Here is a 25,831-nt window from a genome sequence, read left to right on the forward strand (position 1 = left end):
TGAACATCTGATCCGGCTCATGAGCTCGGCCAACAAGCTGCCCGTGTGTCATCAGAGCACCTCCAGCAAGTCGCGCAGATAAGGACGCCCGGCCAGCTGCTCCGGAGTCAGCTGATCGTCACGCAAGGCGCAAAGCAGCTGACGGTAGTCCTGCCCACAGCGGCGCAGGGCGGCGGGATCCTTGATCTTGTGAAAGGAGTGCAGCACGAAAGGGGGCAGCCAGTTCATGCCGCACAAGGTGGCCGCCTGCTGAAATGGCAGCAGAAAATCGAGCAGCGGTCGGCTGTTGTACCCCTCGCTGCAGTAGGACTCCGGCGCCCCGCCGGTGGTGATGGCGCTCAGCCACTGCTTGCCCTTGAGGGCGTGGGCTTCGGGGCCGTAGGCGTAGCCATACTCCAGCACCAGATCCATCCACTCTTTCATGATGGCCGGGCAGGAGTACCAGTAAAACGGGTGCTGAAAGACGATGATATCGTGCTCAGAGAGCAGCGCCTGCTCCCGCTTCACATCGATAAACATGTCGGGATAGTGCTGATAGAGGTCGTGAACCTTGACCCCCTCCAGCCCCTCAATCGCCTGCAACAGCTGCTTGTTGGCCCGCGAGCTCTGCAACGCGGGATGGGAAAAAATAACCAGAATGCGTTTCATGACCAAATCACCCGAACAAAGCCTTGCGGTGCAAGGCGCGGTAAACAGAAAAGGGGAGTCTGGGGAGCTGCATCGTAAAGGTGCACAGGAAAGCGACCTTATCAGGAAGCGCCATAGCCTGCCAACTCGGGGATCAGCTCCCGCAGCGCCGGATTGAGGGTCTGGTGGGCGGGATAGCAGAGCCCAATCCGGCGAAACATCCGCGGTCCGCTCACCGGCAGGGTGCAAAGCCCCGCCTCATCCTCGACCAGCCCGTCCGGCAGAAAACTGATGCCGACCCCCGCCAGCACCAGCGCCATCACCAGCCCCTTGCTCTCGGCCTTGGCCACCAGATTGAGGGTAAGGCGGTCACAGGCCAGCAGGCCGATAGTCTGCTGATGGGCTTCGCAGGGCGGGCACTCAATAAAATCATAATGTTGCAGCTCGGCCAGCTCGATCCTTTCGCGACTGGCAAGGGGATGGTCGACCGGCACGCAGAGCACGTAATCCTCCTCCCACAACGGCAGAAAGATCTCGTCCTCCCGGCGCAAGGCATCCAGCGTCAAGCGGCAGTCAGCGGGCGTAGCGTAGTCGGAGAGGGTGAGATCCAGCTCTGGCAGTACCGTCTGTACCCGTTGCAACAACCCCGCCACCCGACGGCGGCTCAGGTCGGGCATGATGGCAATATTGAGCCTCGCACGCGTCGCTTTCTGGCGAAACAGCTCCGGCAGACGACGCGCCTCCTCCACCAGCTTGACCGCATGGGGATAGAGATAGTGGGCAGGATCGCGCGCCTCCACCCCCTTCTTGCCGCGAATGAAGAGGCTGTCGCCGAGCGCCTCTTCCAACTGGCGCAGCCCCGCCGAGAGTGAGGGCTGGCTGACGTGGCAGCGTTCGGCCGCCGCCGTGATGTTCTTCTCTTCATAGATGGCGATGAAGAAACGCAGCAATCTCAAGTCCAGCATAAACCAACCATAGTTTTTTCAGATGATAACCAGCGGAAAACAATATTTATCACTTATAGATACAGTGACTATAGTGATTGGGTTCCGTGCTGGCCAGCCACCTGTTTGCTCAAACCGACTCTTGAATCAGAAGGAAAGACCTATGTCCAAATCTCTCGTCGTGATCACCGGTGCCTCCGCCGGGATCGGTGCCGCCATCGCCCGCGCCTTCTCTGCCGCCGGTCATCCCCTGCTGCTGCTGGCCCGCCGGGTCGAGCCGATGCAGGCTCTCGGTCTGCCGAATACCCTCTGCATCGGTGTCGATGTCACCGACACCGCCGCCATGAAGGCCGCCGTCCAGCAGGCAGAAGCCAAATTTGGCCCGGTCGGCTGCATGGTCAACAACGCCGGCGTCATGCTGCTGGGTCAGGCCGATGTGCAGGATCCCGCCGAGTGGCAGCAGATGCTCAACATCAACGTGATGGGGGTACTGAACGGCGTCCACGCGGTGCTGGCAGGCATGAAGGAGCGCCGCAGCGGCACCATCATCAACATCAGCTCCATCGCCGGTCGCAAGACCTTCCCGAACCATGCTGCCTACTGCGCCACCAAGTTCGCCGTGCACGCCCTGACCGAGAACATCCGGGAAGAGGTGGCCGATGTCGGCGTGCGGATGGTGACCATTGCCCCGGGTGCGGTCGAGACCGAGCTGCTCAGCCACACCACTGACGAGAGCATCAAGGCCGGTTACCACGACTGGAAAGATCAGATGGGCGGCGTCATTGCGCCGGAAGTGATCGCCGATGCCGTGCTCTACGCCTGGAACCAGCCTGCCAACGTCTGCGTGCGCGAGATCGTGCTGGCGGCGACCCGTCAGCAACCTTAATCCTGGCTGACTGACACCATGGGGAGGGCTTGACCCTCCCCCGGGGCACAGGGTTACCACATGGGGAGGGCTTGACCCTCCCCCGGGGCACAGGGTTACCATGTGCCCCTTGTTTTTTCCGAGTCATTCCATGGTTCTCACCCCTCGCCAACTCGCTCACGCCCGTCGCTGGCTCCCCTTGTGGAGTCTGGTGCTGGTGTTGATGTCGTTTGGCAGCCGGGCCGCAACCGACCTCTGTACCCTGACTACCCACTGCAGCCAGAGCGAGCGTACCCTGGAAAAAGCGATGCCCTGCGGCAGCTTTACCACCGCCCTCTCGATGACGCTGGTAGGCAGCGACAGCCTGACGGTCGCCGTGCTGGAACCGGATACCCCCGACTTCGCCTCCCCCTCTCTCTTTATGCCGGACGCTCCGTGCGAGCGGCTCGAACGTCCCCCACGCCCCCAGACCTGAAACGCATCCCGTATCGGGCATCTTTTCTTTCAATCTGAGGTGAGTGATGTACAAACCCCTGTTACTGGCCATGCTGGCCGGTACCGTCAGCTTTTCGGCTCTCGCGGCCGAGAAGATGACCGTCTACAAATCCAAATATTGTGGCTGCTGCCAAAGCTGGAACGAGCACATGGAGCAGAATGGCTTCGAACTGGAGGTCATCGAAACCGAGCAGCTCGGCGCAGTGAAGCAGCAATACGGTATCGCGCCGGAACTGGCCTCTTGCCATACCGGTATCGTAAATGGCTATGTGATCGAGGGGCATGTACCGGCCGCCGATGTGCAGAAGCTGCTCAGGGAAAAACCGGCGATCCGTGGCCTGACCATTCCGGGCATGCCCCAGAGTGCGCCGGGCATGGATATTCCGGGCCATCCCTATGAGGTACTGAGTATCAGCAACGAGGGCGCGACCAACCGCTGGTCGAGCTACCCAGGCTGACGAGAACTGGTCATGAGAGGGCACTCCCATATCATGTGAGGCACACCTGAGCGGACTCTTGCCGCTCATGGCCAGAAAGAAGGCCGCTATCGCGAGATAGCGGCTTTTTTTGATTACATTTCCTGCAATAACAAGGGATTGCTTGCAACCACCGGCAACAAGGGGCAGATTTAACGCCAATTCATGGAGCCGATGCTCAGGTCTACCAACCCTTTCCAGCGCCAAGGATGCGACATGTTTACCTTTTCCCGAGGAGTTCTGCTGCTAGCCTTTCTGACAGTTCTCCCCCCCACTTATGCCAATGAAGAGCCCGCCATGCTGACAAGCGAACATCCAATCCAGCCGCCCGTGGCCGCCAAACATCCCCGCACACTGAAAAAGCACGGGGACACCCGCATCGACAACTACTACTGGCTGCGTGACGACGAGCGGCAGAAGCCCGAGGTGTTGGACTATCTCAAGGCCGAGAACGCCTATACCGAGGCCATGCTCAAGCCGACCCAGCCCCTGCGCGAACAACTCTATAAAGAGATGGTCGCCCGCATCCCCCAGCAGGATGAGTCGGTACCCTATGTGAAAAATGGCTACCGCTACCAGACCCGCTATGAGCCGGGCAAGGAGTACGGGATCTACTCGCGCACCAAGCTCGGTGAAGAGCAGGCGAGTCTGTTGCTCGACAGCAACCAGCGGGCAGAAGGGCACGAGTTCTATGCCCTCGGCGCCCTTGAGGTGAGCCGCAACAACCGCTGGCTGGCGGTGGCGGAAGATTTCCTCTCCCGTCGTCAGTACCAGATCCAGTTCCTCGATCTGGAGAGTGGCCAGTGGGCCACCGACAAACTGGAAAATACCTCCGGCAATCTGGTGTGGGCCAACGACAACAAGACCGTCTTCTATGTGCGCAAGCACCCGCAGACCCTGCTGCCCTATCAGGTCTATCGCCACACGCTCGGGACGGATCCGGCCACGGACAAGCTGGTCTACGAGGAGAAGGATGACTCCTTCTACATCAGCCTCTACGCCACCACCTCGGAAGATTTCATCGTCATCGCCCTCTCCAGCACCACCACAGGCGAAGCACGGCTGATCGATGCCAACCAGCCGGAGCACGCCCCCCGCCTGTTCCTACCCCGTCAGGTGGATCACGAATACAGCCTGGATCACTACCGCGGCCGCTTCTATGTGCGCTCCAACAAGGATGGCAAGAACTTCGGCCTCTACGAGACCAAGGAGAGCCCGGTCGATCGCTGGAAGGCGGTGATCGCCCCCAATCCGGACGTGCTGCTGGAGAGCTACGCCCTGTTCAAGGATTGGCTGGTACTGGAAGAGCGCAACAAGGGGCTGACTCGACTGCGCCAGATCAACTGGCAGAGCGGCGACGAGAAGGAGATCGCCTTCGACGACCCAGCCTACGTCACCTGGCTCGCCTACAACCCGGAGCCGGATACCAGCGCCCTGCGCTATGGCTACTCCTCCATGACCACCCCCGCCTCCACCTATGAGCTGGACATGGCGAGCGGCAAGCGCACCCTGCTCAAGCAGCAACCGGTGGCCGGCTTCAAGGCCGACCAGTACGCCAGCGAGCGACTCTGGGTGACCGCCCGCGACGGCGTATCGGTGCCGGTGTCGCTGGTCTATCGCAAGGACAAGTTCAAGAAAGAGCAGGCCGATGCGCCCAAGAATCCGCTGCTGGTCTATGGCTATGGATCCTACGGCGCCAGCATGGATCCCGACTTCAGCAGCTCGCGCCTGAGCCTGCTGGATCGCGGCTTCGTCTACGCCATCGCCCATATCCGGGGTGGCGAAGAGCTGGGCCGTCACTGGTACGAAGATGGCAAGTTGCTGAAAAAGCAGAACACCTTCAATGACTTTATCGATGTCACCAAGGCGCTGGTTGAGCAAGGCTACGGGGCCAGGGATCAGGTCTACGCCATGGGCGGCAGCGCCGGCGGCCTGCTGATGGGGGCGGTCATCAATCAGGCGCCCGAACTCTATCGCGGCGTGGTGGCGCAGGTGCCGTTCGTCGATGTGGTCACCACCATGCTGGACGAGTCGATTCCCCTCACCACCGGGGAGTATGACGAGTGGGGCAACCCGAACCAGAAGCGCTACTACGACTACATGAAGAGCTACAGCCCCTACGATCAGGTCAAGGCGCAAGCCTATCCCAACCTGCTGGTCACCACCGGGCTGCACGACTCGCAAGTGCAGTATTGGGAGCCCGCCAAGTGGGTCGCCAAGCTGCGCGAACTGAAGACAGATGATAACAAGTTGTTACTGAACACCGACATGGACGCCGGCCACGGCGGCAAGTCCGGCCGCTTCAAAGCCTACGAGGATATCGCGCTGGAATACGCCTTTATCCTGGATCTGGCCACCCCGGCCAACTGATCTCTCATGACTCCGGCCCTTGTCATTCAAGGGCCGCATAAGAATCCTCTCGTAGTTTTTCCCTCTTCCATTTCCCTCCATATCAAATTAATCTTCGGCAAGAAAATGAATGATCGAGGTCATGTTTCTCAAGATTTAACTCCGCTATTTTGCCATTTCGTTTGATTTATGTTGGGTGAATGTGCTTAATCGGAGTGCTTGCAACTTTTTATTTGGCCCCTCAGGGGCCAATTTATCTTCGACCGACAGGAGGTCGGTAGCCTCACCACAGGATGGGGTGACTGCCGGAAAGGGGGTAATCAACTCCCCCGCTTTCGCGCAACGAGAAGAGCGGGCAAGCCCGGCGCAGAACGGGATTGCCATCAATTTATCCGGGGATCGGATAAACAAAATCAAAGAAAAGGGAGAAAAAATGAAAGGATTAACTTTGGCATGCGCCCTGTCGGCGGCTCTGGTCGGTGTCTCATTCGGTGGTCCGGTACAAGCGCAGGAGCGCTTCGTGACCATAGGCACCGGCGGTCAGACCGGCGTCTACTATGTCGCTGGCCAGTCCATCTGCCGCTTCCTCAATCGCGGCGCCGCCGATCACCAGATCAAGTGCAACGCCCCGGCCAGTGGCGGTGGTGTGGCCAACGTCAACGGCATCCGCAGCGGTGAATTCAACTTCGGCATCATGCAATCCGACCACCAGTTCAAGGCGATGAAGGGGCTGCCACCGTTCCAGGCCGAAGGGGCCATGGACGATATGCGCGCCGTCTTCTCCCTGCAGAGCGAGGTGTTCACCATCCTGGCTCGCCGCGATGCCAAGATCGCCAGCTTCGACGATCTGAAGGGCAAGCGCGTCAACATCGGCAACCCGGGCTCCGGCCAGCGTGACACCATGGAAGAGATCATGGCGGTCAAAGGCTGGAAGAAGGGTGACTTCGGTCTGGTCTCCGAGCTGAAGCCGGCCGAACAGGCCTCCGCCCTCGGTGACAACAACATCGACGCCATGAGCTACTTCGTCGGTCACCCGAACGGCGCCATTCAGGAAGCCTCTACCACCACAGATGCGGTACTGGTACCTGTGACCGGCGCCGACATCGACAAGCTGCTGGCCGAGAAGAGCTACTACAGCAAGGCCGAGATCCCGGGCGGCATCTACAAGGGCAGCGACAAGCCGACCCCCTCCATCGGTGGCAAAGCGGTGCTCTCCACCAGCGCCAAAACCGATCCGGAAGTGGTCTATCAGCTGGTCAAGTCGGTGTTCGACAACCTGGATCGCTTCAAGCGCCTGCACCCAGCCTTTGCCGACCTGAAAGAGGCCGACATGATCAAGGTAGGTCTCTCTGCACCGCTGCATGAAGGGGCTGCCCGCTACTACAAAGAGCGCGGCTGGCTCTGATTGAAGGCCCCGGGGCCTTTGTCACTCTCTTCGACACCCGTCTGCCGCCTGATTGCGGGGGCGGGTGTCGCTCTTGTTGTACTCGTTGGCACAAGTTAACCCTATGCAAGATAAACAACTCTCTACCGAGGAACTGATCGCCCAGGATGTGGGCGCTCGCCTGCCGCTGGGCATCATGGGCTGGCTCATCACAGCACTGGCGCTGGCCTGGTCCCTGTTCCAGCTCTGGATCGCCTCGCCACTCCCCTTTATGGTGGGGTTTGGCGTACTCAATGACACCGAAACCCGCTCCATTCACCTCACCTTTGCCCTGTTGCTCGCTTTTCTGGTGTTCCCGGCATTTCGCTCCTCGCCGCGGGATCGGGTCCCCCTCGGCGATATCGCCCTCGGTCTGATCGCTGCTGGCGCCGCCTCTTACCTGTTCGTGATGTATGAAGCACTCGCGCTGCGTCCCGGCACCCTCACCACCGCCGATCTGGTAACCGCCTGCATCGGCATTCCGCTGCTGCTGGAAGCGGCGCGCCGCGCCCTGGGGCCAGCACTGGCGGTCATCGCCATCGTCTTTCTGATCTACAGTCTGGCGGGCCCCTGGATGCCGGGACTGCTGGCACACCGCGGGGTAGGCTTTACCGCGCTGGCCAACCACCAGTGGATCACTACCGAAGGGGTGTTCGGCATCGCCCTTGGCGTCTCCACCAGCTTCGTGTTCCTGTTCGTGCTGTTTGGCGCCCTGCTGGAGCGTGCCGGTGCCGGTCACTACTTTATCCAGCTCGCCTTCAGCCTGCTCGGTCACCTTCGTGGCGGCCCGGCCAAGGCGGCAGTGGTCGCCTCCGGCCTGACCGGCCTGATCTCCGGCTCGTCGATTGCCAACGTGGTGACCACCGGCACCTTCACCATCCCGATGATGAAGAAGGTGGGCTTCAGTTCAGAGAAAGCGGGGGCAGTGGAAGTGGCCTCCTCGGTCAACGGCCAGATCATGCCACCCGTGATGGGGGCTGCGGCTTTCCTGATGGTCGAATACGTGGGCATCCCCTATGTGGAGATCATCAAGCACGCCTTCCTGCCTGCCGCCATCTCCTACATAGCGCTGCTCTACATCGTCCATCTGGAGGCGCTAAAACTGGGCATGCAGCCCATCGGCAACCATCAACCCAAACCCTGGCTGCGCCGCCTGACCGGCTTTGCCTTTGGCGCGGCCCTCATCAGCGGCCTGTCACTGGCGGTCTACTATGGCCTCGGCTGGCTCAAACCTGCACTGGGTGACTACGCACTGCCGGGGATCTCGGTACTGCTGGCTGCCACCTATGTGGCTCTGTTGAAGATCGCCGCCAGCAATGAACCGCTGCCTGCCGAAGATCCCGACAAGCCGCTCACCGAGTTGCCCAACACCCGCGCCGTGCTGCTCTCCGGCCTGCACTTCCTGCTGCCGGTGGTGGTACTGGTGTGGTGCCTGATGGTGGAACGCCTCTCGCCGGGGTTGTCGGCCTTCTGGGGTACCGTGATGCTGGTGATCATCCTGCTGACCCAGCGCCCGCTGCTCAACTGGTTGCGCAAGGACGGCAAGCACGACTACGGCACCGTCGCTGACGGCGTGGTGGATCTGCGGGAAGGGCTGGTTGCCGGTGCCCGCAACATGATCGGTATCGGCATTGCCACCGCCACCGCGGGGATTATCGTGGGTGCGGTCTCCCAGACCGGGGTCGGTCTGGTGCTGGCGGATCTGGTGGAGTTCCTCTCCATGGGTAACCTGCTGCTGATGCTGCTGCTCACCGCCCTGCTGAGCCTGATCCTTGGCATGGGGCTGCCGACCACAGCCAACTACATCGTCGTCTCCAGCCTGCTGGCACCAGTGGTAGTGACGCTGGGGCAGCAAAACGGGCTGATCGTGCCGCTGATCGCAGTGCACCTGTTCGTCTTCTACTTCGGCATCATGGCGGATGTGACGCCGCCGGTGGGGCTAGCTTCCTTCGCTGCTGCCGCTGTCTCCAAGGGCGATCCCATCAAGACCGGGATCACGGCGTTTTACTACAGCCTGCGTACCGCGGCGCTGCCGTTCCTGTTTATCTTCAACACCGACCTGCTGTTGATCGACGTGGACTTCGCCCACGGGGTGCTGATCTTCATCGTGGCGACCATCGCCATGCTGATCTTCGCCGCCGCCACTCAGGGCTGGTTCCTGGTGAAGAGCCGCTGGTACGAGAGCGTTCTGCTGCTGCTAGTCGCCTTTACCCTGTTCCGCCCGGGTTTCTGGATGGACATGGTGCACGACCCCTATCGCGAGACCCCGCCTGCCCAGCTGGCCCAAACCATGGGTGAAGTGGAAGCGGAGAGCACCCTGCGGCTGCGGATCCTCGGTGAAGATGCAGTGGGCAAGCCACGCAAGTTCACCCTGCTGGTCGCCGTACCGGATGGGGCAAATGGCGAAGAGCGACTGGCCAATCTAGGGCTGAGCCTCTATGAACAGGATGGCAAGACGCTGATCGACAACGTCGCCTTTGGCAGCCCGGCCGCCACCATGGGACTGGAGTTCGATCAGGAGATCCTCACCGTCAAGGCGCCGACCGAGCGCTGGACCAAGGAGTGGATGTGGATCCCAGGCTTCCTGCTGTTCGGGGCGATCGTCTGGCTGCAGCGTCGCCGCAGCGTCAAGGCCGGTTAATCCACCGAGCAGATGAGACCGAGGGCCGCTATTGCGGCCCTCTTTTTATTGCCTTGCCCTCTGTGGCTCTTGCGATGAGCAACAGTCATGGAAAAGGTAAACGGTGGCGAGCGGCCAAAAAAGTGGGGTGACATGTCCATGTCACCCCCTCGCAAATAGCATGTTCCATATTGGAGTCCGGCCACGCCGGGTCTCTGTTTCACTTTCCGATAGTTCGCAACCCATCTGAAGTGAGCGCCAATTGCAGCGATGCAACTGGCCAGCAACCCGTTACAACCTTCGTCCACACGGCAGACAAGCCGCCGTGTTTATCCTTGCAACTGAAATATTACGCATAAAAACAAAATAAAAAACGTTTTTATGCTAATTCCATTCACATCAGAGTACAAAAAACAGCCTTATCATCACCACTAAATTGTTATAAAACAGCAAGATAGATTCATGCATGGTTATTCACCCGCAAAGGGTATCAGCAATGGCTTACAAGGCTTTGCGAGATCTCGCACAAAAAATGACCGCCTCACAGCCAACGGCGCAGGGGCAACCAGTCACTCAGGCGTGCTATCAGTCGCCTTGACCACCCTTCGGGTTTGCGCGGCAATCCACCCGCCTGCTCCTGCCAGCGAGCCAGCCACGTTCGCAGCGCCTCGCAGATCGGCGGGCAGTGCAGATGCAGCATCAGCTCGGTATTGAGAAAGAGTGAGCGAGGATCGAGGTTGAGGCTGCCAAAAAGCGCTCGATCCTCCCCCAGCAGGATCAGCTTGGCGTGCAGGCTGCCGTGGCCATGGTCAAACTCGGCGACCCGGATCCCGCGCCGCAGCAACCAGCCGAGATAACGCTGATAGGCGCCATAGACCAGCGGCACATCGGTGCTGGCCAGCGAGTTGGTGAGAATGTCGATGGCGACCCCCTGCTGGCGCAGCCGCGCCAGACGGTGCCGAAACCCGCGAGTAAGGATGAGGTAAGGGGTCACCAACCCCAGCGAGCCGGGATTGTCAGCCAGCTGGCGCCAGAGCTGACGGGCAGTCGTGGGGCGGGAGATCAGCCCCTTGCCGGGACGGTCGAACCACACCTCGGCCCGCCCCTCATGCCACTGCAGCGGCAAATCGCGCTCGTCAAACAGCGCCGCAGGCAGATCGTAGACCGTCGCCACCGCCGGATCCGTCATGGTGAACAGGAAGTCGTTGACCACCTCTATTTCGGCGGGCAGCAGCTCGCGGCGCAGCAGATGGCGGATGGGGTGACTCCAGCGGCTGTGCCAGAACTGCTCGAACCCCTGCGCCATCTGCTGGCACAGCCCCCCCTGACAGGCGAGATCGAGATCCACGAAGGGAGCCTGCGGCTCCAGACCGAAGTAACGATCGCCGATGTTGCGCCCGCCGATCAGCGCCAGCTTGCCATCCACCAGCAGCAGCTTGTTGTGCATCCGGTGGTTGATGCGGCGAAAGCTGAGCAACCCCTCCAGCAGCAGTGCCAGAGGGCGCCAGCCCCGCAGCCAGAAGGGGTTGAACAGCCGCACCTCGATCCCCGGGTAGTGAGCCACCATCTCCAGAAAGCGGTTGTCACCGGCATAGAGATCATCCACCAGCAGCTGCACCTTGACACCACGCCGGGCGGCGTGAAGCAGCTCGCTCAGCAGCAGCTTGCCGCTGCTGTCCTCCTCCCAGCTGTAGTACTGCGCCTGGATCCGCTCGCGGGCATGACGGATCCAGTGGCAGCGCACCTTGAGCGCCAGCAGGGGATCGTCGATCAGGGCAAAGGATCCGGGGATCATGGTGTCATCCTGCTGTCATGGCCGGGTGTCATAACGCTGGCGAGCCTCTTCACATATTCAAAAGGAGTTGCTGATGGAACTGCATGATACCCCGATGTTGCGCTATCTGGGCCAGCTCAGCCAGCCAGATCTCATCCCGGCCACCGGCCCTGCTCACTGGTTTTTGCAACACAGGGACGGTGGCTGGCAATTGCCGACCGTGCAGGCGACCCTGCCGGTCAACCGGCTCAGGGCTGAGCCGCTTCGATAGCGGCAGCCTTGCCCTCGATCTGAGGCAGGCTGAAACGATAGGCTACGTAGTACTTGTAGATGGTGCCGACATAGTTGATCGGCCCCTGTCCGACTTCGTTGGCCACCAGCTGATCCACGTTACCGAACCAGACGTTGGGATCGAGCCCCAGTTTCTCCGCCTTGCCTCGCAGCGCCTGCACCCGGTTCGGCCCGGCGTTGTAGGCGGCGAGGGCAAACAGGTGGCGGTTGAGCCGATCCAGCTTGGGATCATTGAAGTAGGTATCGAGGATCAACCGCATGTAGCGGCAGGCGGCCTCTACATTTCCCTCCAGCGTGGTGAGTCTGGCGCCGTTGATGCCGACTTCCCGCCCTGTGCTGGGCAGCAGCTGCATGAGACCCACGGCCCCCTTGGGCGAACGCGCCTTGGGATTGAGGCCGGACTCCTTGTAGCCAAGCGCCGCCAGCATCAGCCAGTCGAGATCGTATTGATTGGCGTACTTCTCCAGCACCTTGCGAATGGTCGCGAGGCGCCCCATAGGATCCGGCGCCAGGATATTGCTCATCTGATCGCTGCGAACCAGCAACCGGCGCAGGGTCATGTCACTGTAAAGGCTGTTGCGGCTGACACTCGCCAGATAGCCATTGACCGCCTTGAGCAGCTCGGGGCTGTTCTTGCGCAGCGCCCAGGCACTGGTGCCGTTGCTGCGCAGGGGGATCAACTTGTGAGCCTTGAGGCCGGAGATCATCCCACCCAGCCAGATCCGCCCCTTGTAGCTGTCGGTCACCGTCAGGGGAATAATGCCGGCGGCCACCATCTCCAGCAGATCGCCATCCTGCAGGTATTCGGGCACCGTTTCGATATAGACGGGGGGCAACCCCAACTCGCGAAACAACCAGTTGAGCTGACGCAGACTCTCGTAGTAGCTGGAGCTGGCGCGCACCCAGACCCGCCTGCCGGAGAGCTGGGTAATGCGGCTGAAGGCGGGCAGGCTCTGCTGGCTCACCACCCACTCCTCTATGGATGAAATGAGCGGCCGGGAGAAGGCCACCTGTTCACGCCGGGTCGGAGTCACCGTCATGGTCGCCGCCACCAGATCGCCGCGCCCCTCGGTCAGATAGTCCAGCAGCTTGTCTTGGCGCACCGGGATGTAGACCACCTTGAGTTTGACCTTCTCTTTGGCGAGATAGGTCTTGTTCAGCCAGCGCTCGAACCCTTGCAGCTGATTGACCAGAATGCCGTACTGGGCGCCGCGATCGAGAAAGTAGAAGCCGCGCTCATAGACCACCAGAGCCCTGAGTTCGCGCTTTTGCAGAATGCTTTCGAGGTCCCCGGGTTGGGGCAGACGCTGTGGCTTGAGTTCAGCCGCCAGCAGGGGAAAACAGCAGAGGGCCAGCAGAGCCCAGATCCAGCGTCGCATCACGATGGCTGCCCCTGTGCTGACGTCACACCTGCTGCCTGTTGGCAGCACGGATCACGATAGAGGGTGGGATTGGGGGCAGAGATCCATCGCTGCGTCATGATGTTTGCGCCTTCTGTTGGCCGACTCGCGCCGGGCAAAAACGTCTGTGGGATAGAGTAACTATAGAACGCCGACCCACAGCAGAAGGGTCAACACGGCAGGCAAACCTGCCGCGTTATCAGACAACTCAGATAGAGCGGGCCCGCATTTCGAAAATCAGTTTTTCGGCAGTGCAGGTGAATTGCAGGCGGGCTTTCAGGATCACGCCGTTGGCACCCTGGGTCAGTTCGCTGCTCACTTGAGCTTCGGCAGTGACCTGTTTGGCCAGTGCTTCATAGGCAGCCAGCTTGGCGCGGGCATCCGCCTCGGCAGCAGCTTCAATAACCAGATCCATCACATCGTCGCCTTCGCCGATGATGGTGCCAATCTCGGCAAAACAGCCGCAGCTGTCACAGGTTTCGTTCAGTTCAACTTTCTCGTCTACAGACATTTTCTACTCCTACTGCTTATTTCGGATGATTTGCGTCGTCACGCATCGCCTTGCGAAAATCTTTGATGGCGGTACCCAGATCCTCACCTGCACTGGCAAGACGCTTGCTGCCGAAGACCAGCACAACAACCAGCAAGAGGATCAACATATGCCAGATATGAATTCCACCGAGTCCCATAGGGATACTCCCTCACAAAGAGATATCTGTTACTTGTATCAAAATAGAGCGCAGGGATTGTTGGGCAAAATCAAGGCAGGTGCAAGTGAGCAAATAAATCATAGCCAAAAAATAGGGCGACCCTGAGGTCGCCATATTGATTGTGCTACATGTCCCCTCAACCGCTACATCCTGTACCAGTGGTTCATGCGAACCTGAGACCATTCGAGGATAAGATCGCCAAGATATGAAAACAAATGGTATAAATTCATCTTAGAATTGAAGAGGATTCATATCATGCTGCTGGAACAACTGGGTCGCATCGACCTCAATTTGCTGATTATCCTGCAGGTGCTGCTGGAGGAGCGCAACGGCAGCAAGGCGGCACGCCGCCTTCATCTGAGCCAGTCCGCGGTCAGTAAAGCCCTCGGCCGTCTGCGCGATACCTTCAATGATCCCCTCTTCATCCGCTCTGCCTACGGGCTGGAACCCACCGGCCGAGCCCTTGCGCTGCAGCAGCAGTTGCAACCCATCCTGCTGTCGCTGGACAACCTGATCCAGCCGCCCGAGTTCGACCCCGCCAGCTCGGAGCGGGAGTTCGTCATCGCCAGCATGGACAGCGCCTTTACCCTGTTTGCCCCTCTCTACCTGAGCGAGCTGAAGCGGCAGGCACCAAGGATCCGCTTGCGTTACGAGGAGTGGACCGAGAACAGTCTGACCGAGATGAGTCAGGGACAGGTGGACATCGCCTTCGCGGTGCGAGAGAACTGCATCAGCTCCGATTATCGGCTCGATACCCTGCCCGACAGCATCTGTCAGCGAGTGCTGGCGGTCGATGATCTCACCTGTCTGGTGCAGCAGCACCACCCCGCGCTGCGGGAGCCCAACTGGAATCTGGAGCACTACCTCAGCTATCCCCATGTACAGACTTACTGCGAGGGGCGGGACCGCTGGATGCTGGATCACAAGCTGGCAGAGCAGGATCTCTACCGGCGTATCGAGGCAACCGTGCCCTCCTTCGAGGCGGCGCTGCGGATGGGGATGCACTCCGACATGATAGTAACGCTCTCCCGGCTCTACGCTCGCCACGCTACCCAGGTCTATCCGCTGTTGCAGCTGCCGCTGCCCATTGGGTTGGACAGCATCTCCCATCTGCTCATCTGGCATCAGCGTCACAGCGAGGATCCGGGCCACCGCTGGCTGCGGGAGCTGCTGCTCTCCCTCATCATGAGCAAACTGGAACCTGCAGCGACCACTCACGGGTGACGGCACGCCTTCTCGTCAACAAAAAAGAACGGGGCTCTGCGTAGCCCCGTTTCATTCACTTCAAGATGTAAACCGCTCAGCCCTGACCGGTCACTGCCAGATAGTGATGTACCCCGTCCAGCAGCATCTGGACCGAGATCATCACCAGCAGCATACCCATCAGCCGCTCCACCGCAGTGAGTCCCCGCTCACCCAGCAGCTTGTTGAATACCTCGTAGAACATCAAGATCACCGCGCTGGCAGCCCAGGCCAGAAAGAGTGCCAGCGACCAGTCCACCATCCGGGTCGGCTCCTGATTGGCCAGCAGCATCAAGGAGGCGAGGATCGAGGGGCCGGCAATCATCGGGATCGCCATCGGCACCAGGAAGGGCTCCTCGCCCGCCGCCAGCCCGGTCACGCCCCCTTCACTTGGGAAGATCATCTTGATGGCGATCAGGAACAGGATAATGCCCCCCGCAATGCTGACCGCCTCCTGCCGCAGGTTGAGGAAGCCGAGGATCTGCTGACCGACGAACAAGAACAGCATCATGATGGCCAGCGAGAAGAGCAGCTCGCGTACCATCACCTTGCGACGTCGCTTGGGATCGATATGACGCAGGATAGAGAGGAAAACCGGCAGGTTGCCCAGCGGGTCCATGATCAGAAACAGCATGACTGCGGCAGAGAAAGTATCCATACAACGCCCGGGCTACGCCCTGAATAGGGAAAAGAGAGGGGGCGAAATATAGCAAAGGGCGAAGAATTGAGCGAGCGCCATGATGCGCTCGCAGCGGGATTAACCGTGGTTGCAGATCTTGTCGGCGCGGGTCTGGAAACCCTCGGCCGAGTCGATGAATTTGCCGCGGGCAGCCAGAAAGTCGATCAGCGCCTCCGCATCCATCTCGTTGGCACTACAGGTATGAAAACGGGCCTCGGCACCGAACCGCTCGGCCATCGCCTGTTTCAGGCTGGCACGGGTAAATTGCCCCCCTTGTGTCAACATCATCTCCATCACTTCATGACCATGAACCGATTGCGACATCTCTCACCTCAATAATGAACATATTTAATGCCAATTAAATATCTCCCCGCCCGGAGGGATCTTGATATAGGCCAATAAATTGCGCATTACCTGGTCAGGGGAGTGGTCACCGCCACCGCTTTGTCGATAATGTGGCAACCCGCGTCAGGGATCGCTACACTGGCGCCCCTTTTTGGCCATCGCAGACAATGTATAAGGATATTGGCGTCATGCTGTTCCATGGAGAGGCTCTCAAGCCCTGGCAGATCTGGACCCGCCGACCACTCTGGCTCAAGACCCTGATCGGCATGCTGACAGGGGTGGGTCTGGGCGTCGGCTTTGAAGAGCAAGCCCTGTTGCTCAAGCCCCTTGGCGTCCTGTTCGTCAACACCATCCAGATGCTGATGGTGCCCCTCATTTTCTGCTCGGTCATCGCCGGTCTCACCTCGCTGCTCAAGGGCAAGGCCCTCGATCGCATCGGCAGCAAGGCGATCTGCCTCTACTTTTGCTCGACCGCCATCGCCATCTGCATCGGCCTGATGATGGGCTGGCTGCTGGAGCCCGGCATGGGTGCCGACATGGGCCCCTATGAGCGGATCGGTATGTCGGAACCACCTACCCTGGCCAGCGTGCTGAGCCATCTGGTGCCGAGCAACCCGGTACAGGCGATGGTGGATGGCAAGATCCTGCAAGTGATCGTCTTTGCGGTGGCGCTGGCGGTCGCCCTCAATGCCAGCGGTCGCCGTGGCCGCCCCGCCATCCTCTTCTTCACCTCGCTGGCCGAGGGGATGTTCAAGCTGACCCAGATGGTGATGGCGCTCGCCCCTTACGGTGTCTGCGCCCTGATGGCCTGGATGACCGGCAAGTACGGTCTCGACCTGCTGCTGCCGCTGCTCAAGGTGATCGGCGCCGTCTACCTCGGCTGCCTGCTGCACGTGCTCGGGGTCTACAGCACCCTGCTGCTCCTGCTGGCACGGCTCAATCCGCTGCACTACTTCAAGAGCATCGTTGACGCTCAGGCGGTGGCCTTCACCAGCAGCTCCAGCAACTCCACCCTGCCCATCAGTCTGGCCTGCGCCGAGAAGCGGCTGGGAGTCTCCCCCGCCATCACCGCCAAGGTGCTGCCCATCGGCGCCACCATCAACATGGATGGTACCGCCCTCTATCAGGGAGTGACTGCGCTGTTCGTGGCTCAGGCATTCGGGGTGGATCTGCACATGGTCGATTACCTGACCATCATCAGCATCGCCACCCTGGCCAGTATCGGCACCGCAGGCACCCCGGGCACCGGGTTGATGCTGCTGACCCTGACCCTGACGGCGGTGGGCTTGCCGCTGGAAGGGGTGGCACTGATTGCGGGCATTGACCGGATCCTCGACATGGCGCGCACCACGGTCAACGTATCGGGGGATATTCTGGTGTCGGTGCTGATCGCCCGCAGCGAAAACGAACTGGATCTGGCGACCTATCACGATGCCAGCGCAGGGGAAGATATCGAGTTCCCGCCGCGCTAGCGGAAGAAAGCTCAGCTGTCGTGGGGATCGTGGTGACAGCGCCAGCAGACATCGAAGTTGGCGCCGTTCTCCTCCCCGCACTGGCCGCACAGCCAGCCATTACCCTGACGCTGCTGGTAACGCTCGATGACCCGTCCTGCCTTGCTGCGATCCTCGGCCCGCACCATCAGGGTCACCTGCAACATGTCGACCGGCAGTTCGCCAAGGGCGCCCGACAGCCCCTCGCCATTGAGGCGCACCAGCACCCCTTCCGCCTCCAGCGCCCCTTTCAACGCGTGTGCCTCCAGGGTGTGTGAGGCGCGATAGAGATTGATCCAGTTATCCATAGCTCCCCCTTACAACAACTTGTCGATGCCAAACTCGGCGCCATTTTCAATCATGAAATCGATGAATGCCCGCAACTTGCGCGGCATCAGTTGCCGCTCCGGAAACAGCAAATAAATCGGCACCCTGGGTTGCTGCCACTCTGGCAGCAGGATCACCAGCTCGCCGCTGGCCAGCTCATCCTGACAGAGCATAGCGGGTAACGAAGCCAACCCCAGCCCCGCCTTCGCAGCCTCCCGGGCACAGGTAATATTATTGACCCGAAAACGGGATGGGGGGTCAACCAGCACCTCTCTGCCATCCAGCTCGAAGCACCAGTGAGAGGCGAGAAACCCGCTGCTCACCGTCACTCGCTCGTGGTTGGCCAGATCCTCCGGCCGCTCGATGACCGGACTACGGGCCAGATAGTCCGGGCTGGCACAGAGCAGCCGCCCGGTGCTCCAGAGTCGGCGCGCCGCCAGATTGGAGTCGCTCATGTCGCCAATCCGCACCACCGCATCCAGCCCTTCGCTGATGGGGTCCACCACCCGGTTGGTCAGCTCCAGCTCCACCTGCAAGGCGGGATAAGCCTGCAAAAACTTGGCGACCAGGCGCCCGACCACCAGTTGCCCCGTCTCGATGGGTACCGCCAGTTTGAGGGTGCCGGTCACCTCCTGCTGGCTGGCGCTCAGCATCAGCTCGGCTTCGGTCAGAGCATCGACCGCCTTGCTGCAGTGCAGGTAGTACTTCTCCCCCTCCTCGGTCAACGTGAGCTGACGGGTGGAGCGATAGAGCAGACGCACTCCGAGCCGCTGTTCCAGTTCGGCGATGCGGCGGCTGACCATCGCCTTGGTCATCCCCAGCTCGCGGGCGGCCCCCGTAAACGAGCCCTTGTCGACGATACGCACCAGAATTAACGCGGCATTGAGATCCATTGTTGCACCAGTGAAACTGTATATCTCGTGAACCAATACTAATCGAAACAGTTGACCAGTGTTAGCCTGCGCCCCTTAAGTTCAGGAATCACAAAAATGAGTCAACACAAGAAAATTCCCCTGCTGGCAGCCATGATACTGGCTCTGCTCGGTCTGCTGTTCGCCGGTTACTGGTATCTTCACGGCCGCTATTTTGAAAGCACCGACAACGCCTATCTGCAAAGTGAAGTGACCGGGATCAGCTCCAAGCTGCCCGGTTATATCCGCGAAGTGCTGGTCACCGACAACCAGCCGGTCAAAGCGGGCCAACTGATCGCCCGTCTCGATGATCGCGAATACAAAACCAAGGTCGCGGAGGCCGAAGCCGACCTGCGCCTCAATCAGGCGACGGCCGAAAATCTGGCGGCCACCCGCACCCAACAACTGAGCCTGATCCAGCAGGCCGAGGCCAAGGTCGCCTCCGCCAAGGCCGAACAGCTGCGCGCCAGCCAGCAGGTCAACCGGATCAGTCAGCTCAACCAGCGCCACTACAGCTCGCAAGACAGTCTGGACGAGGTGCGTGCCGGCCTGCAGGTCAATCAGGCGCAAGCCCGGGAGGCCCAAGCCGCCCTGCAAGCGGCCCGTGAGCGACTGCTGGTACTGGATGCCGAACGTAAACAGAATCAGGCCAAGCTGGCATTGAGCGAAGCACAACTGGAGCAGGCCAAGCTGGAGCTCGGCTACACCGAACTGCGGGCGCCTGCTGACGGCATAATTGGCAAGCGCAGTCTGCGGGAAGGGCTCTACGTCCAGTCCGGTATGCAGGTCGCCAGCCTGGTGCCGCTGCAGCAGGTGTGGGTCGAAGCCAACTTCAAGGAGACCCAGCTCGCCCATATGCAGCCGGGCCAGAAGGTCGAAGTGGTGCTCGATGCCTACCCGGATCAACCGGTCGAGGGGATCATCGACAGCCTGGCCCCGGCCACCGGCGCCAAGTTCGCTCTGCTGCCGCCAGAGAATGCCACCGGCAACTTCACCAAAATCGTGCAGCGGGTGCCGGTGAAGATCCGCATCCCCGAGCCGGGCCCGCTGGCAGGCAAGCTGCTGCCGGGTCTCTCCACCGAAGTGATCGTGGATACCCGCACTCCTGATCCCGTGGTGGCTGCCAACTGATGGAACCCATTCCACGTCGTAACTGGATCGCGGTCATGGGGGGGCTTATCGGCGCCTTCATGGCCATCCTCGATATCCAGATCACCAATGCCTCCCTGAAGGATATTCAGGGGGCCCTGTCGGCCACCCTGAGCGAGAGCTCCTGGATCTCCACCTCCTATCTGGTGGCGGAGATGATCGCCATCCCCCTGAGCGGCTGGTTAAGCCGGGGGCTGAGCGTGCGCCGCTACCTGCTCTGGACCACCGGTGCGTTTATCGCCGCCTCCGTGCTCTGCTCGTTCAGCTGGAACCTCACCAGCATGATCGTCTTCCGGGCGCTGCAAGGCTTCACTGGCGGGGCGCTGATCCCGATGGCCTTCTCCCTCATCGTCACCCTGTTGCCATTACAGAAGCGGGCCACCGGCATGGCGCTGTTTGGCCTCTGCGCCACCTTCGCCCCCGCCATCGGCCCGACCCTCGGCGGCTGGCTCACCGAGCAGATGTCGTGGCACTACATCTTCTATCTCAACGTGCCGCCGGGACTGCTGGTGATGGCCATGCTGGCCCACGGGCTTGATAAAAAACCGGTGGATTGGGCCGTGATCAAGCGGGTGGATCTCATCGGGATTGTCACCATGGCGCTTGGCCTCGGCTTGCTGGAGGTGGTACTGGAGGAGGGCAACCGGGAGGACTGGTTCGGTTCAAGCTTCATCGTGCGACTGGCGGTCATCTCGGCGGTGGCGCTGTTGTTCTTCGTCATCAGCCAGCTGATCCGCCGTCACCCGCTGGTCAATCTGCGGTTGCTGCACAACCCGCGCTTCGCGCTGGCCTGCTTCGCCTATCTGATCCTCGGCATGGCGCTGATGGGCTCCATCTATGTACTGCCGCTCTACATGACCCAGATCCACAACTACAACGCGCTGGAGATCGGCGAAGTCCTGATGTGGATGGGGCTGCCGCAACTGCTGGTGCTACCGCTGGTGCCCAAACTGACCCACAAGATAGACCCGCGCTATCTGGTGAGCTTCGGCTTCCTGATCTTCGCCGTCAGCTGCTTTATGAACGTCAACATGAGTGCTGACTACGCCGGGCCGCAGCTGATCCAGTCGCTTATCGTGCGAGCGCTGGGGCAGCCCTTCATTATGGTGCCGCTCTCCCTGGTCGCCACCGCCAGCCTGAGCCACGACGAGATCCCCTCCTCCTCGACCCTGCTCAACGTGCTGCGCAACCTCGGTGGTGCGTTCGGTATCGCCATCATCGCGACCATGCTCGATAACGATACCCGCACCCATGTGCTGCAGATTGGCAGCACTCTGGCCGCCAGCAGTATCGAGGGGCAGAGCTATCTGCTGCAGCTGGCCCAGAGCATGATGGCGCAGGGTTCAGGCCCCGAGATTGCCCAGCAGCAAGCCCACGCCATGCTGGCCAATACCATCAACCGGGAAGCGGCCATCATGGCCTACAACCAGGTGTTCTACATCATGGGGATCTTCCTGCTGATCGCCAGCGCACTGATGCTGTTGCTCAAATCCCCCGCCCCACGGGCAGCAGATGCCGAACCGCTAGAGGCGTGAAAAACGCCGGGCATAAAACGAAAAACGGGCAAGCGCCCGTTTTTCGTTATCTGTTGCCTGTACTCAACCGCATGGCGTTATCCCGCCAGCGACCCCGCAATCAGGAATTGCGCCGCAAAGTAGCTACTCATCACCCAGGCGCGGGCGTGGGGAAAGGGGCAGCGGAAGCGATCGAGCGCCAGCATGCTGTCGGAGAAGAGGAACATCAGCGCCCCCACCAGAGCGGCGGCAGAACCAGCAGTGAGAGAGGCGTGCCAGGCACCGGCGGCCACCCAGGCCATGCCAATGATCACCAGCATGTAGCAGAAGACCGGGATCCGCATCTCCCCAAGCTTGCCCCACAACAGGCCGAATACCATGCCGGCGATCAGCAACAGCAGCAAACCATCCACCAGATTGAGCAGCAATGGCCCTTGGGCAAAACCGACGATATAGCAGAGATGCGCGACAAGAAATGCCGCCAACCCCTGAATGAAGCGATCGCTTGGCAGCATCAGCAGCACATCGCCCGCCAGCGAGAGACAAAGGCCAAGCAGGATCCAGGCGTGTGAACCGTCGTGGTCATAACTCTGGTAGCCGAACGCCAACGCGATGATAAGCAACATGGTCAGTGGCTTGCTGATATAGAACTGGCGGCTGTCTGAACCGTAGGCAGCACGGATGTGCCACCAACCTGAAGCGATGATCAAGAAACTCAATAACATGCCCTGCTCCTCACCTGTTGCTCGCAGTCATACGGCAACCGTTTTTATCATGGTGCAGGGTAACAAATTCCCTCCCCCAGTGGCAGGGGGGCTTATCAAATGGGCAGGCTAAGCCTAAAGTCTAATTGCCGCACCGAGTGGTTCAGGGCATAAGTGACGGGTCTGGAGGATCACCATGGAAGAAGCTATGAAGAACTATCTGCCCGCCATCGATATCATGATGTGCCATCTGGGGATCAGCTTTGAGCAGGCCTGCGAACAACTGGGTCTCAGCCAGCAGGAGCAACAGGCGCTGGATCTGTTGCAGCAACAGCAGAACCAAGCCAACTAAGCCCTCCCGTTATTGGATATCATGATGCGCTATCTGGGGATCAGCTTTGGGCAGGCCTGCGAACAACTGGGTCTCAGCCAGCAGGAGCAACATGCACTGGCTCTGCTGCAGCAAAAGCAGAGCCAAGCCAACTAAGCCCTCCCGTTATTGGATATCATGATGTGCCATCTGGGGACAGCTTTGAGCAGGCCTGTGAACAACTGGGTCTTAGCCAGCAGGAGCAACAGGCACTGGATCAATTGCAGCAACAACAGAGCCAAGCCGACTAGCTTGAGTTGAATCATAAAAGAGAAGACCGCCAGCAGGCGGTCTTCTCTTTTAGTCTCTGTGATAACCGGGCGGCATCATGCAATACCTGCCAGCAGGCGACTCCAGTTGCGTTTACCTGCGATAAAGCCGTCCCGCAGGGCCCGATACTCCAGTTGCAGCTTGAGGCGGTCATAGCGCGCCAGCGCCTTGCGCTTGCGCAGCTCCAGCAGCCGCTTGCGACTGGCGTAATAGTGTTGCAACTGCTGGCTCAGCTTGTCGTACTCCTCCTGCAGCAGCGCCTGCCACAGTTCGCGATCTTCCTGCTTGCGCAACTTGGCTTGTGCCCGTTTCAGCTGCATCTGCAGCCGGGCCTGCTCGATACGCTCCTCCGGCGAAGATCTGAGATCTCCCGCCAGACCGCACCAGGAGGCGAGCCGGATCAACCACTTGGTCGGATCGAACTGCCACCAGTGAATGCCGTTGCGGTAATCATTCTCGAACAGGTGGTGAAAGTTGTGGTACCCCTCGCCAAAGGTGAAAAAAGCCAGGATGCCGTTATCGCGAGCGGTATTGCGATCGGTATAGGGCTGACTGCCCCAGATGTGGGCCAGCGAGTTGATGAAGAAGGTGGTGTGGTGAGTCATCACCATCCTCAGCACGCCCGCCAACAGCAACATGCCGAGCAAGTCCCCGTGCCACAGGCCGAGCAGCAGCGGCAACCCCAGATTAGCCGCCAGTGCCAGCGTCAGATAGTGACGGTGCTGAAACGCGACCACTCGGTTGTTCTGCAGATCACGCACATTGCTGTAATCACCATAGCGATCTCCCTGATGCTCCCGCAACATCCAGCCGATGTGCGAATACCAGAAACCGCGCCCCGCGCTGTAGGGGTCTTTATCGTTGTCATCCACATGACGATGGTGACGGCGGTGATCGGCCGACCAGTGCAGGGCCGAATTCTGCAGCGCCAACGCACCGCCGATGGCAAACAACCACTGCAAAGCGGGGTGCGCCTTGTAGGCCTTGTGCGACCAGAGCCGGTGATAACCTGCGGTGATGGAGAGACCACTCAGGCAGAACAACAACAGGAAACTGGCCCACTGCCAGAGATCGTAACCGTGACTCATGCCGTACCAGGGTACGACAATCAACGCCACTATCCCGGAGAGTGAGAACAGCAAGGTATTAGTCAAAATAATGGGGGGTCTGGCCATCTCATTGCATCCTTTCAGCGAACAGCTGTTAGCCATTTTCTATGGTGATTTCCTCACGGTCAATGGTAAAAAAGTAGGATACAAACCTGATCCTGAGGCGCCTTCGGGTTATCATTTGGCCTCAATAAGCTGAAGGTGACTGATTTCGTGGGTATTCGCGCTCAACAAAAAGAAAAAACCCGGCGTACATTGATCGATGCTGCATTCAGCCAACTGTGCGCCAATCGGAGTTTCTCCAATCTCAGCCTGCGGGAAGTCGCTCGCGAAGCGGGTATCGCGCCCACCTCTTTCTATCGCCACTTTCGCGATATGGAGGAACTGGGCCTGACCCTGGTTGACGAAGGAGGTCTCACCCTGCGCCAACTGATGCGCCAGGCACGCCAGCGCATTGCCGGTGGTGGCAGTGTCATCAGCACCTCGGTGCAGACCTTTATGGAGTTCGTCGAGAACAACCCCAACATCTTCCGGCTGCTGCTGCGGGAACGCTCCGGCACCTCGGCCGCCTTTCGTCAGGCGGTAGCTCGCGAAATCCAGCACTTTATCGCAGAGCTGACCGATTATCTGGAAGCCACCACAGAAGCACCACGGGAAGATGCCTACATCCAGGCAGAAGCCATGGTCACCATCGTCTTCAGTGCCGGTGCCGATGCACTCGACATGACCAGCGAAGAGTGCCGTGCACTCTCCGACCGAACAATTCGCCAACTGCGGATGATCGCCATGGGCGCCGAGGTACAAAACCAGAAGCGCCGTGAACCTCACCCATGACCACAGGATGGAGAACGATATGACTGAACAGCTTATGATCCCGAAAAAACCGCTCGCCATGGCCATGCTGATTGGTATCTGTGGCGATGCCTCTCTGGCCGTGCTGACCAACTCGGTCGTGCCTTTCTCCTTCTTCCCGCTGATTGCCCTCTGGCTGGCGGCCTATCAGCTGTTCCAGCACTATCGCCATGAACCCATGGTGGGCAACACCCCCATCTGTACCCTGCTCTGCTTCTTTATCGGTGTCTTCGGCCACTCCGCGCTGCTCAAGGTGCAATACCCGGAGCTTGGCAGCAACTTCTTTTCCCTGATCATGATGCTGCTGTTACTGGCAGCCCTCTCCATCAAGCTCGGCCTGAGCATTGGCAACAAAGAGAAGCGCTGATAAATCGACCGAGTGATGGTAATCAGTTGATAGATAAAGCAAAGAGGCCTTCCCGACGGGAAGGCCTCTTTGCTTGAACGGTACCTGATTAATCCGGCAATCTCGGTATTCCCAACCTAGCCAAGCTGCTGGGCTTCAAGATCGATGTGCAAATGGAAGAGGGGGTGGTCAATATGGAACTGCTCTGTAGCCAGCAAGCGACAGAAGCCTGATTTGACCACCTGCAGAGTCGTTCAAATTGCTGTGAATGAAACTGATAAGACTCTGATATAGCCAGAAAATGGTAGAAATAACCGGCTATCTGGCACTCTTACTTGGCAGGGAAAAGCCAGATATTGGTGGTTTAAGGCGCTAAAAATACAAAAGCCCGGTCGTGAAGCCGGGCTTTTGTATTCGTTCTGGTATGCAAACCTGTGGGTCTTATGGACAAAAACGCCCATAGCAAAAAGGCCTTCCCAATCGGGAAGGCCTTCAAATTAGTGGCGGAGCGGACGGGACTCGAACCCGCGACCCCCGGCGTGACAGGCC

General features: G+C 59.8%; 26 protein-coding genes. 14 read left to right on the forward strand and 12 right to left on the reverse strand.

The features are described 5' to 3' along the window. Nucleotides 1–51: 51 nt before the first annotated feature. Together AB5Y73_RS11950 and AB5Y73_RS11955 are read right to left on the reverse strand one after the other, a co-directional pair. Nucleotides 52–648 carry an NAD(P)H-dependent oxidoreductase gene (locus AB5Y73_RS11950; RefSeq protein WP_042081420.1) on the reverse strand — a complete coding sequence of 199 codons (597 nt, stop codon included), beginning with the start codon at nucleotides 646–648 and terminating at the stop codon, nucleotides 52–54. 101 nt (nucleotides 649–749) lie between these two features. Next, a complete protein-coding gene (locus AB5Y73_RS11955) occupies nucleotides 750–1,592 on the reverse strand; it encodes a LysR family transcriptional regulator (RefSeq protein ID WP_107682246.1) in 843 nt (280 codons plus the stop codon). A 142-nt stretch (nucleotides 1,593–1,734) separates the two neighbouring features. Here AB5Y73_RS11955 and AB5Y73_RS11960 point away from each other — a divergent pair, with 142 nt between their 5' ends. The 6 genes from AB5Y73_RS11960 to AB5Y73_RS11985 all read left to right on the forward strand — a co-directional run bounded on the left by AB5Y73_RS11960 (nucleotide 1,735) and on the right by AB5Y73_RS11985 (nucleotide 9,820). Next, the gene (locus AB5Y73_RS11960; RefSeq protein WP_181294842.1) at nucleotides 1,735–2,457 is read left to right on the forward strand and encodes an SDR family oxidoreductase; all 723 of its coding nucleotides are present in this window, start codon (nucleotides 1,735–1,737) and stop codon (nucleotides 2,455–2,457) included. Nucleotides 2,458–2,587: 130 nt separating this feature from the next. Then, nucleotides 2,588–2,911, forward strand: coding sequence for a hypothetical protein (locus AB5Y73_RS11965; RefSeq protein WP_107682248.1), 324 nt, complete (start codon nucleotides 2,588–2,590; stop codon nucleotides 2,909–2,911). 46 nt (nucleotides 2,912–2,957) lie between these two features. Next, nucleotides 2,958–3,389 (forward strand): DUF411 domain-containing protein, encoded by a 432-nt coding sequence (locus tag AB5Y73_RS11970; protein WP_005339953.1) that lies wholly within the window; start codon nucleotides 2,958–2,960, stop codon nucleotides 3,387–3,389. A gap of 234 nt (nucleotides 3,390–3,623) precedes the next feature. Further along, a complete protein-coding gene (locus AB5Y73_RS11975) occupies nucleotides 3,624–5,777 on the forward strand; it encodes a S9 family peptidase (protein WP_162895414.1) in 2,154 nt (717 codons plus the stop codon). 412 nt (nucleotides 5,778–6,189) lie between these two features. Beyond that, a complete protein-coding gene (locus AB5Y73_RS11980; RefSeq protein ID WP_005339950.1) occupies nucleotides 6,190–7,161 on the forward strand; it encodes a TAXI family TRAP transporter solute-binding subunit in 972 nt (323 codons plus the stop codon). Between the two features lie 103 nt (nucleotides 7,162–7,264). Beyond that, a complete protein-coding gene (locus AB5Y73_RS11985; protein WP_005357644.1) occupies nucleotides 7,265–9,820 on the forward strand; it encodes a TRAP transporter permease in 2,556 nt (851 codons plus the stop codon). 520 nt (nucleotides 9,821–10,340) lie between these two features. On the opposite strand, the gene AB5Y73_RS11990 is transcribed toward AB5Y73_RS11985, so the two are convergent. Beyond that, nucleotides 10,341–11,594 (reverse strand): phosphatidylserine/phosphatidylglycerophosphate/cardiolipin synthase family protein, encoded by a 1,254-nt coding sequence (locus AB5Y73_RS11990; protein ID WP_181497663.1) that lies wholly within the window; start codon nucleotides 11,592–11,594, stop codon nucleotides 10,341–10,343. Between the two features lie 73 nt (nucleotides 11,595–11,667). Here AB5Y73_RS11990 and AB5Y73_RS11995 point away from each other — a divergent pair, with 73 nt between their 5' ends. Then, nucleotides 11,668–11,844 carry a hypothetical protein gene (locus tag AB5Y73_RS11995; protein ID WP_005339947.1) on the forward strand — a complete coding sequence of 59 codons (177 nt, stop codon included), beginning with the start codon at nucleotides 11,668–11,670 and terminating at the stop codon, nucleotides 11,842–11,844. Here AB5Y73_RS11995 and AB5Y73_RS12000 read toward each other — a convergent pair. The 3 genes from AB5Y73_RS12000 to tatA form a co-directional block, all read right to left on the reverse strand. Then, entirely contained in the window at nucleotides 11,822–13,243 is a 1,422-nt protein-coding gene (locus AB5Y73_RS12000; protein WP_021231555.1) for a lytic transglycosylase F, read from the reverse strand. The genes AB5Y73_RS11995 and AB5Y73_RS12000 overlap by 23 nt on opposite strands. Nucleotides 13,244–13,472: 229 nt before the next feature. Then, entirely contained in the window at nucleotides 13,473–13,775 is a 303-nt protein-coding gene (locus AB5Y73_RS12005) for a YfcZ/YiiS family protein (protein WP_005339945.1), read from the reverse strand. Nucleotides 13,776–13,791: 16 nt separating this feature from the next. Further along, on the reverse strand, nucleotides 13,792–13,953 hold the full coding sequence (tatA, locus tag AB5Y73_RS12010) for a twin-arginine translocase TatA/TatE family subunit (RefSeq protein WP_005339944.1): 162 nt from the start codon (nucleotides 13,951–13,953) through the stop codon (nucleotides 13,792–13,794). 276 nt (nucleotides 13,954–14,229) lie between these two features. Here tatA and AB5Y73_RS12015 point away from each other — a divergent pair, with 276 nt between their 5' ends. Continuing rightward, nucleotides 14,230–15,198 carry a LysR family transcriptional regulator gene (locus AB5Y73_RS12015; RefSeq protein ID WP_005357635.1) on the forward strand — a complete coding sequence of 323 codons (969 nt, stop codon included), beginning with the start codon at nucleotides 14,230–14,232 and terminating at the stop codon, nucleotides 15,196–15,198. 76 nt (nucleotides 15,199–15,274) lie between these two features. Here the strand turns inward: AB5Y73_RS12015 and AB5Y73_RS12020 are convergent, their stop codons facing one another. Both AB5Y73_RS12020 and AB5Y73_RS12025 read right to left on the reverse strand, forming a co-directional pair. Next, a complete protein-coding gene (locus tag AB5Y73_RS12020) occupies nucleotides 15,275–15,874 on the reverse strand; it encodes a YhgN family NAAT transporter (protein ID WP_013724175.1) in 600 nt (199 codons plus the stop codon). 99 nt (nucleotides 15,875–15,973) lie between these two features. Then, nucleotides 15,974–16,219, reverse strand: a complete 246-nt coding sequence (locus tag AB5Y73_RS12025) for a YecH family metal-binding protein (RefSeq protein WP_107682253.1) — start codon at nucleotides 16,217–16,219, stop codon at nucleotides 15,974–15,976. A gap of 209 nt (nucleotides 16,220–16,428) precedes the next feature. Between AB5Y73_RS12025 and AB5Y73_RS12030 the strand changes: the two genes are divergently transcribed. Next, entirely contained in the window at nucleotides 16,429–17,712 is a 1,284-nt protein-coding gene (locus AB5Y73_RS12030; RefSeq protein WP_040069539.1) for a dicarboxylate/amino acid:cation symporter, read from the forward strand. Between the two features lie 11 nt (nucleotides 17,713–17,723). Here the strand turns inward: AB5Y73_RS12030 and AB5Y73_RS12035 are convergent, their stop codons facing one another. Next, entirely contained in the window at nucleotides 17,724–18,038 is a 315-nt protein-coding gene (locus AB5Y73_RS12035; RefSeq protein WP_005339933.1) for a DUF2007 domain-containing protein, read from the reverse strand. 9 nt (nucleotides 18,039–18,047) lie between these two features. Next, nucleotides 18,048–18,950, reverse strand: a complete 903-nt coding sequence (locus AB5Y73_RS12040; RefSeq protein WP_019444678.1) for a LysR family transcriptional regulator — start codon at nucleotides 18,948–18,950, stop codon at nucleotides 18,048–18,050. A 96-nt stretch (nucleotides 18,951–19,046) separates the two neighbouring features. On the opposite strand from AB5Y73_RS12040, the gene AB5Y73_RS12045 reads away from it, so the two are divergent. Next, on the forward strand, nucleotides 19,047–20,099 hold the full coding sequence (locus AB5Y73_RS12045; protein ID WP_118854369.1) for an HlyD family secretion protein: 1,053 nt from the start codon (nucleotides 19,047–19,049) through the stop codon (nucleotides 20,097–20,099). Continuing rightward, complete coding sequence (locus AB5Y73_RS12050) at nucleotides 20,099–21,652, forward strand: DHA2 family efflux MFS transporter permease subunit (protein ID WP_118854370.1); 1,554 nt, start codon at nucleotides 20,099–20,101, stop codon at nucleotides 21,650–21,652. The genes AB5Y73_RS12045 and AB5Y73_RS12050 overlap by 1 nt, the downstream gene beginning before the upstream one ends. A 77-nt stretch (nucleotides 21,653–21,729) precedes the next feature. Here the strand turns inward: AB5Y73_RS12050 and AB5Y73_RS12055 are convergent, their stop codons facing one another. After that, a complete protein-coding gene (locus tag AB5Y73_RS12055) occupies nucleotides 21,730–22,356 on the reverse strand; it encodes a lysoplasmalogenase (RefSeq protein ID WP_107682255.1) in 627 nt (208 codons plus the stop codon). Nucleotides 22,357–22,531: 175 nt separating this feature from the next. On the opposite strand from AB5Y73_RS12055, the gene AB5Y73_RS12060 reads away from it, so the two are divergent. Next, nucleotides 22,532–22,687, forward strand: coding sequence for a hypothetical protein (locus AB5Y73_RS12060; protein ID WP_107682256.1), 156 nt, complete (start codon nucleotides 22,532–22,534; stop codon nucleotides 22,685–22,687). A 344-nt stretch (nucleotides 22,688–23,031) separates the two neighbouring features. Here AB5Y73_RS12060 and AB5Y73_RS12065 read toward each other — a convergent pair whose 3' ends face one another. Beyond that, nucleotides 23,032–24,150 carry a fatty acid desaturase gene (locus AB5Y73_RS12065; RefSeq protein ID WP_107682257.1) on the reverse strand — a complete coding sequence of 373 codons (1,119 nt, stop codon included), beginning with the start codon at nucleotides 24,148–24,150 and terminating at the stop codon, nucleotides 23,032–23,034. Between the two features lie 147 nt (nucleotides 24,151–24,297). Here AB5Y73_RS12065 and fabR point away from each other — a divergent pair, with 147 nt between their 5' ends. Both fabR and AB5Y73_RS12075 read left to right on the forward strand, forming a co-directional pair. Then, nucleotides 24,298–24,918 (forward strand): HTH-type transcriptional repressor FabR, encoded by a 621-nt coding sequence (gene fabR / locus AB5Y73_RS12070; RefSeq protein ID WP_005339921.1) that lies wholly within the window; start codon nucleotides 24,298–24,300, stop codon nucleotides 24,916–24,918. Nucleotides 24,919–24,937: 19 nt separating this feature from the next. Next, nucleotides 24,938–25,303, forward strand: coding sequence for a YijD family membrane protein (locus AB5Y73_RS12075; protein ID WP_019444675.1), 366 nt, complete (start codon nucleotides 24,938–24,940; stop codon nucleotides 25,301–25,303). Nucleotides 25,304–25,831 lie beyond the last annotated feature (528 nt).

Origin of the sequence: Aeromonas sp. s7(2024) (assembly GCF_040907825.1) — a bacterium.
In the GTDB taxonomy this organism is placed as follows: Bacteria; Pseudomonadota; Gammaproteobacteria; order Enterobacterales; family Aeromonadaceae; genus Aeromonas; species Aeromonas veronii.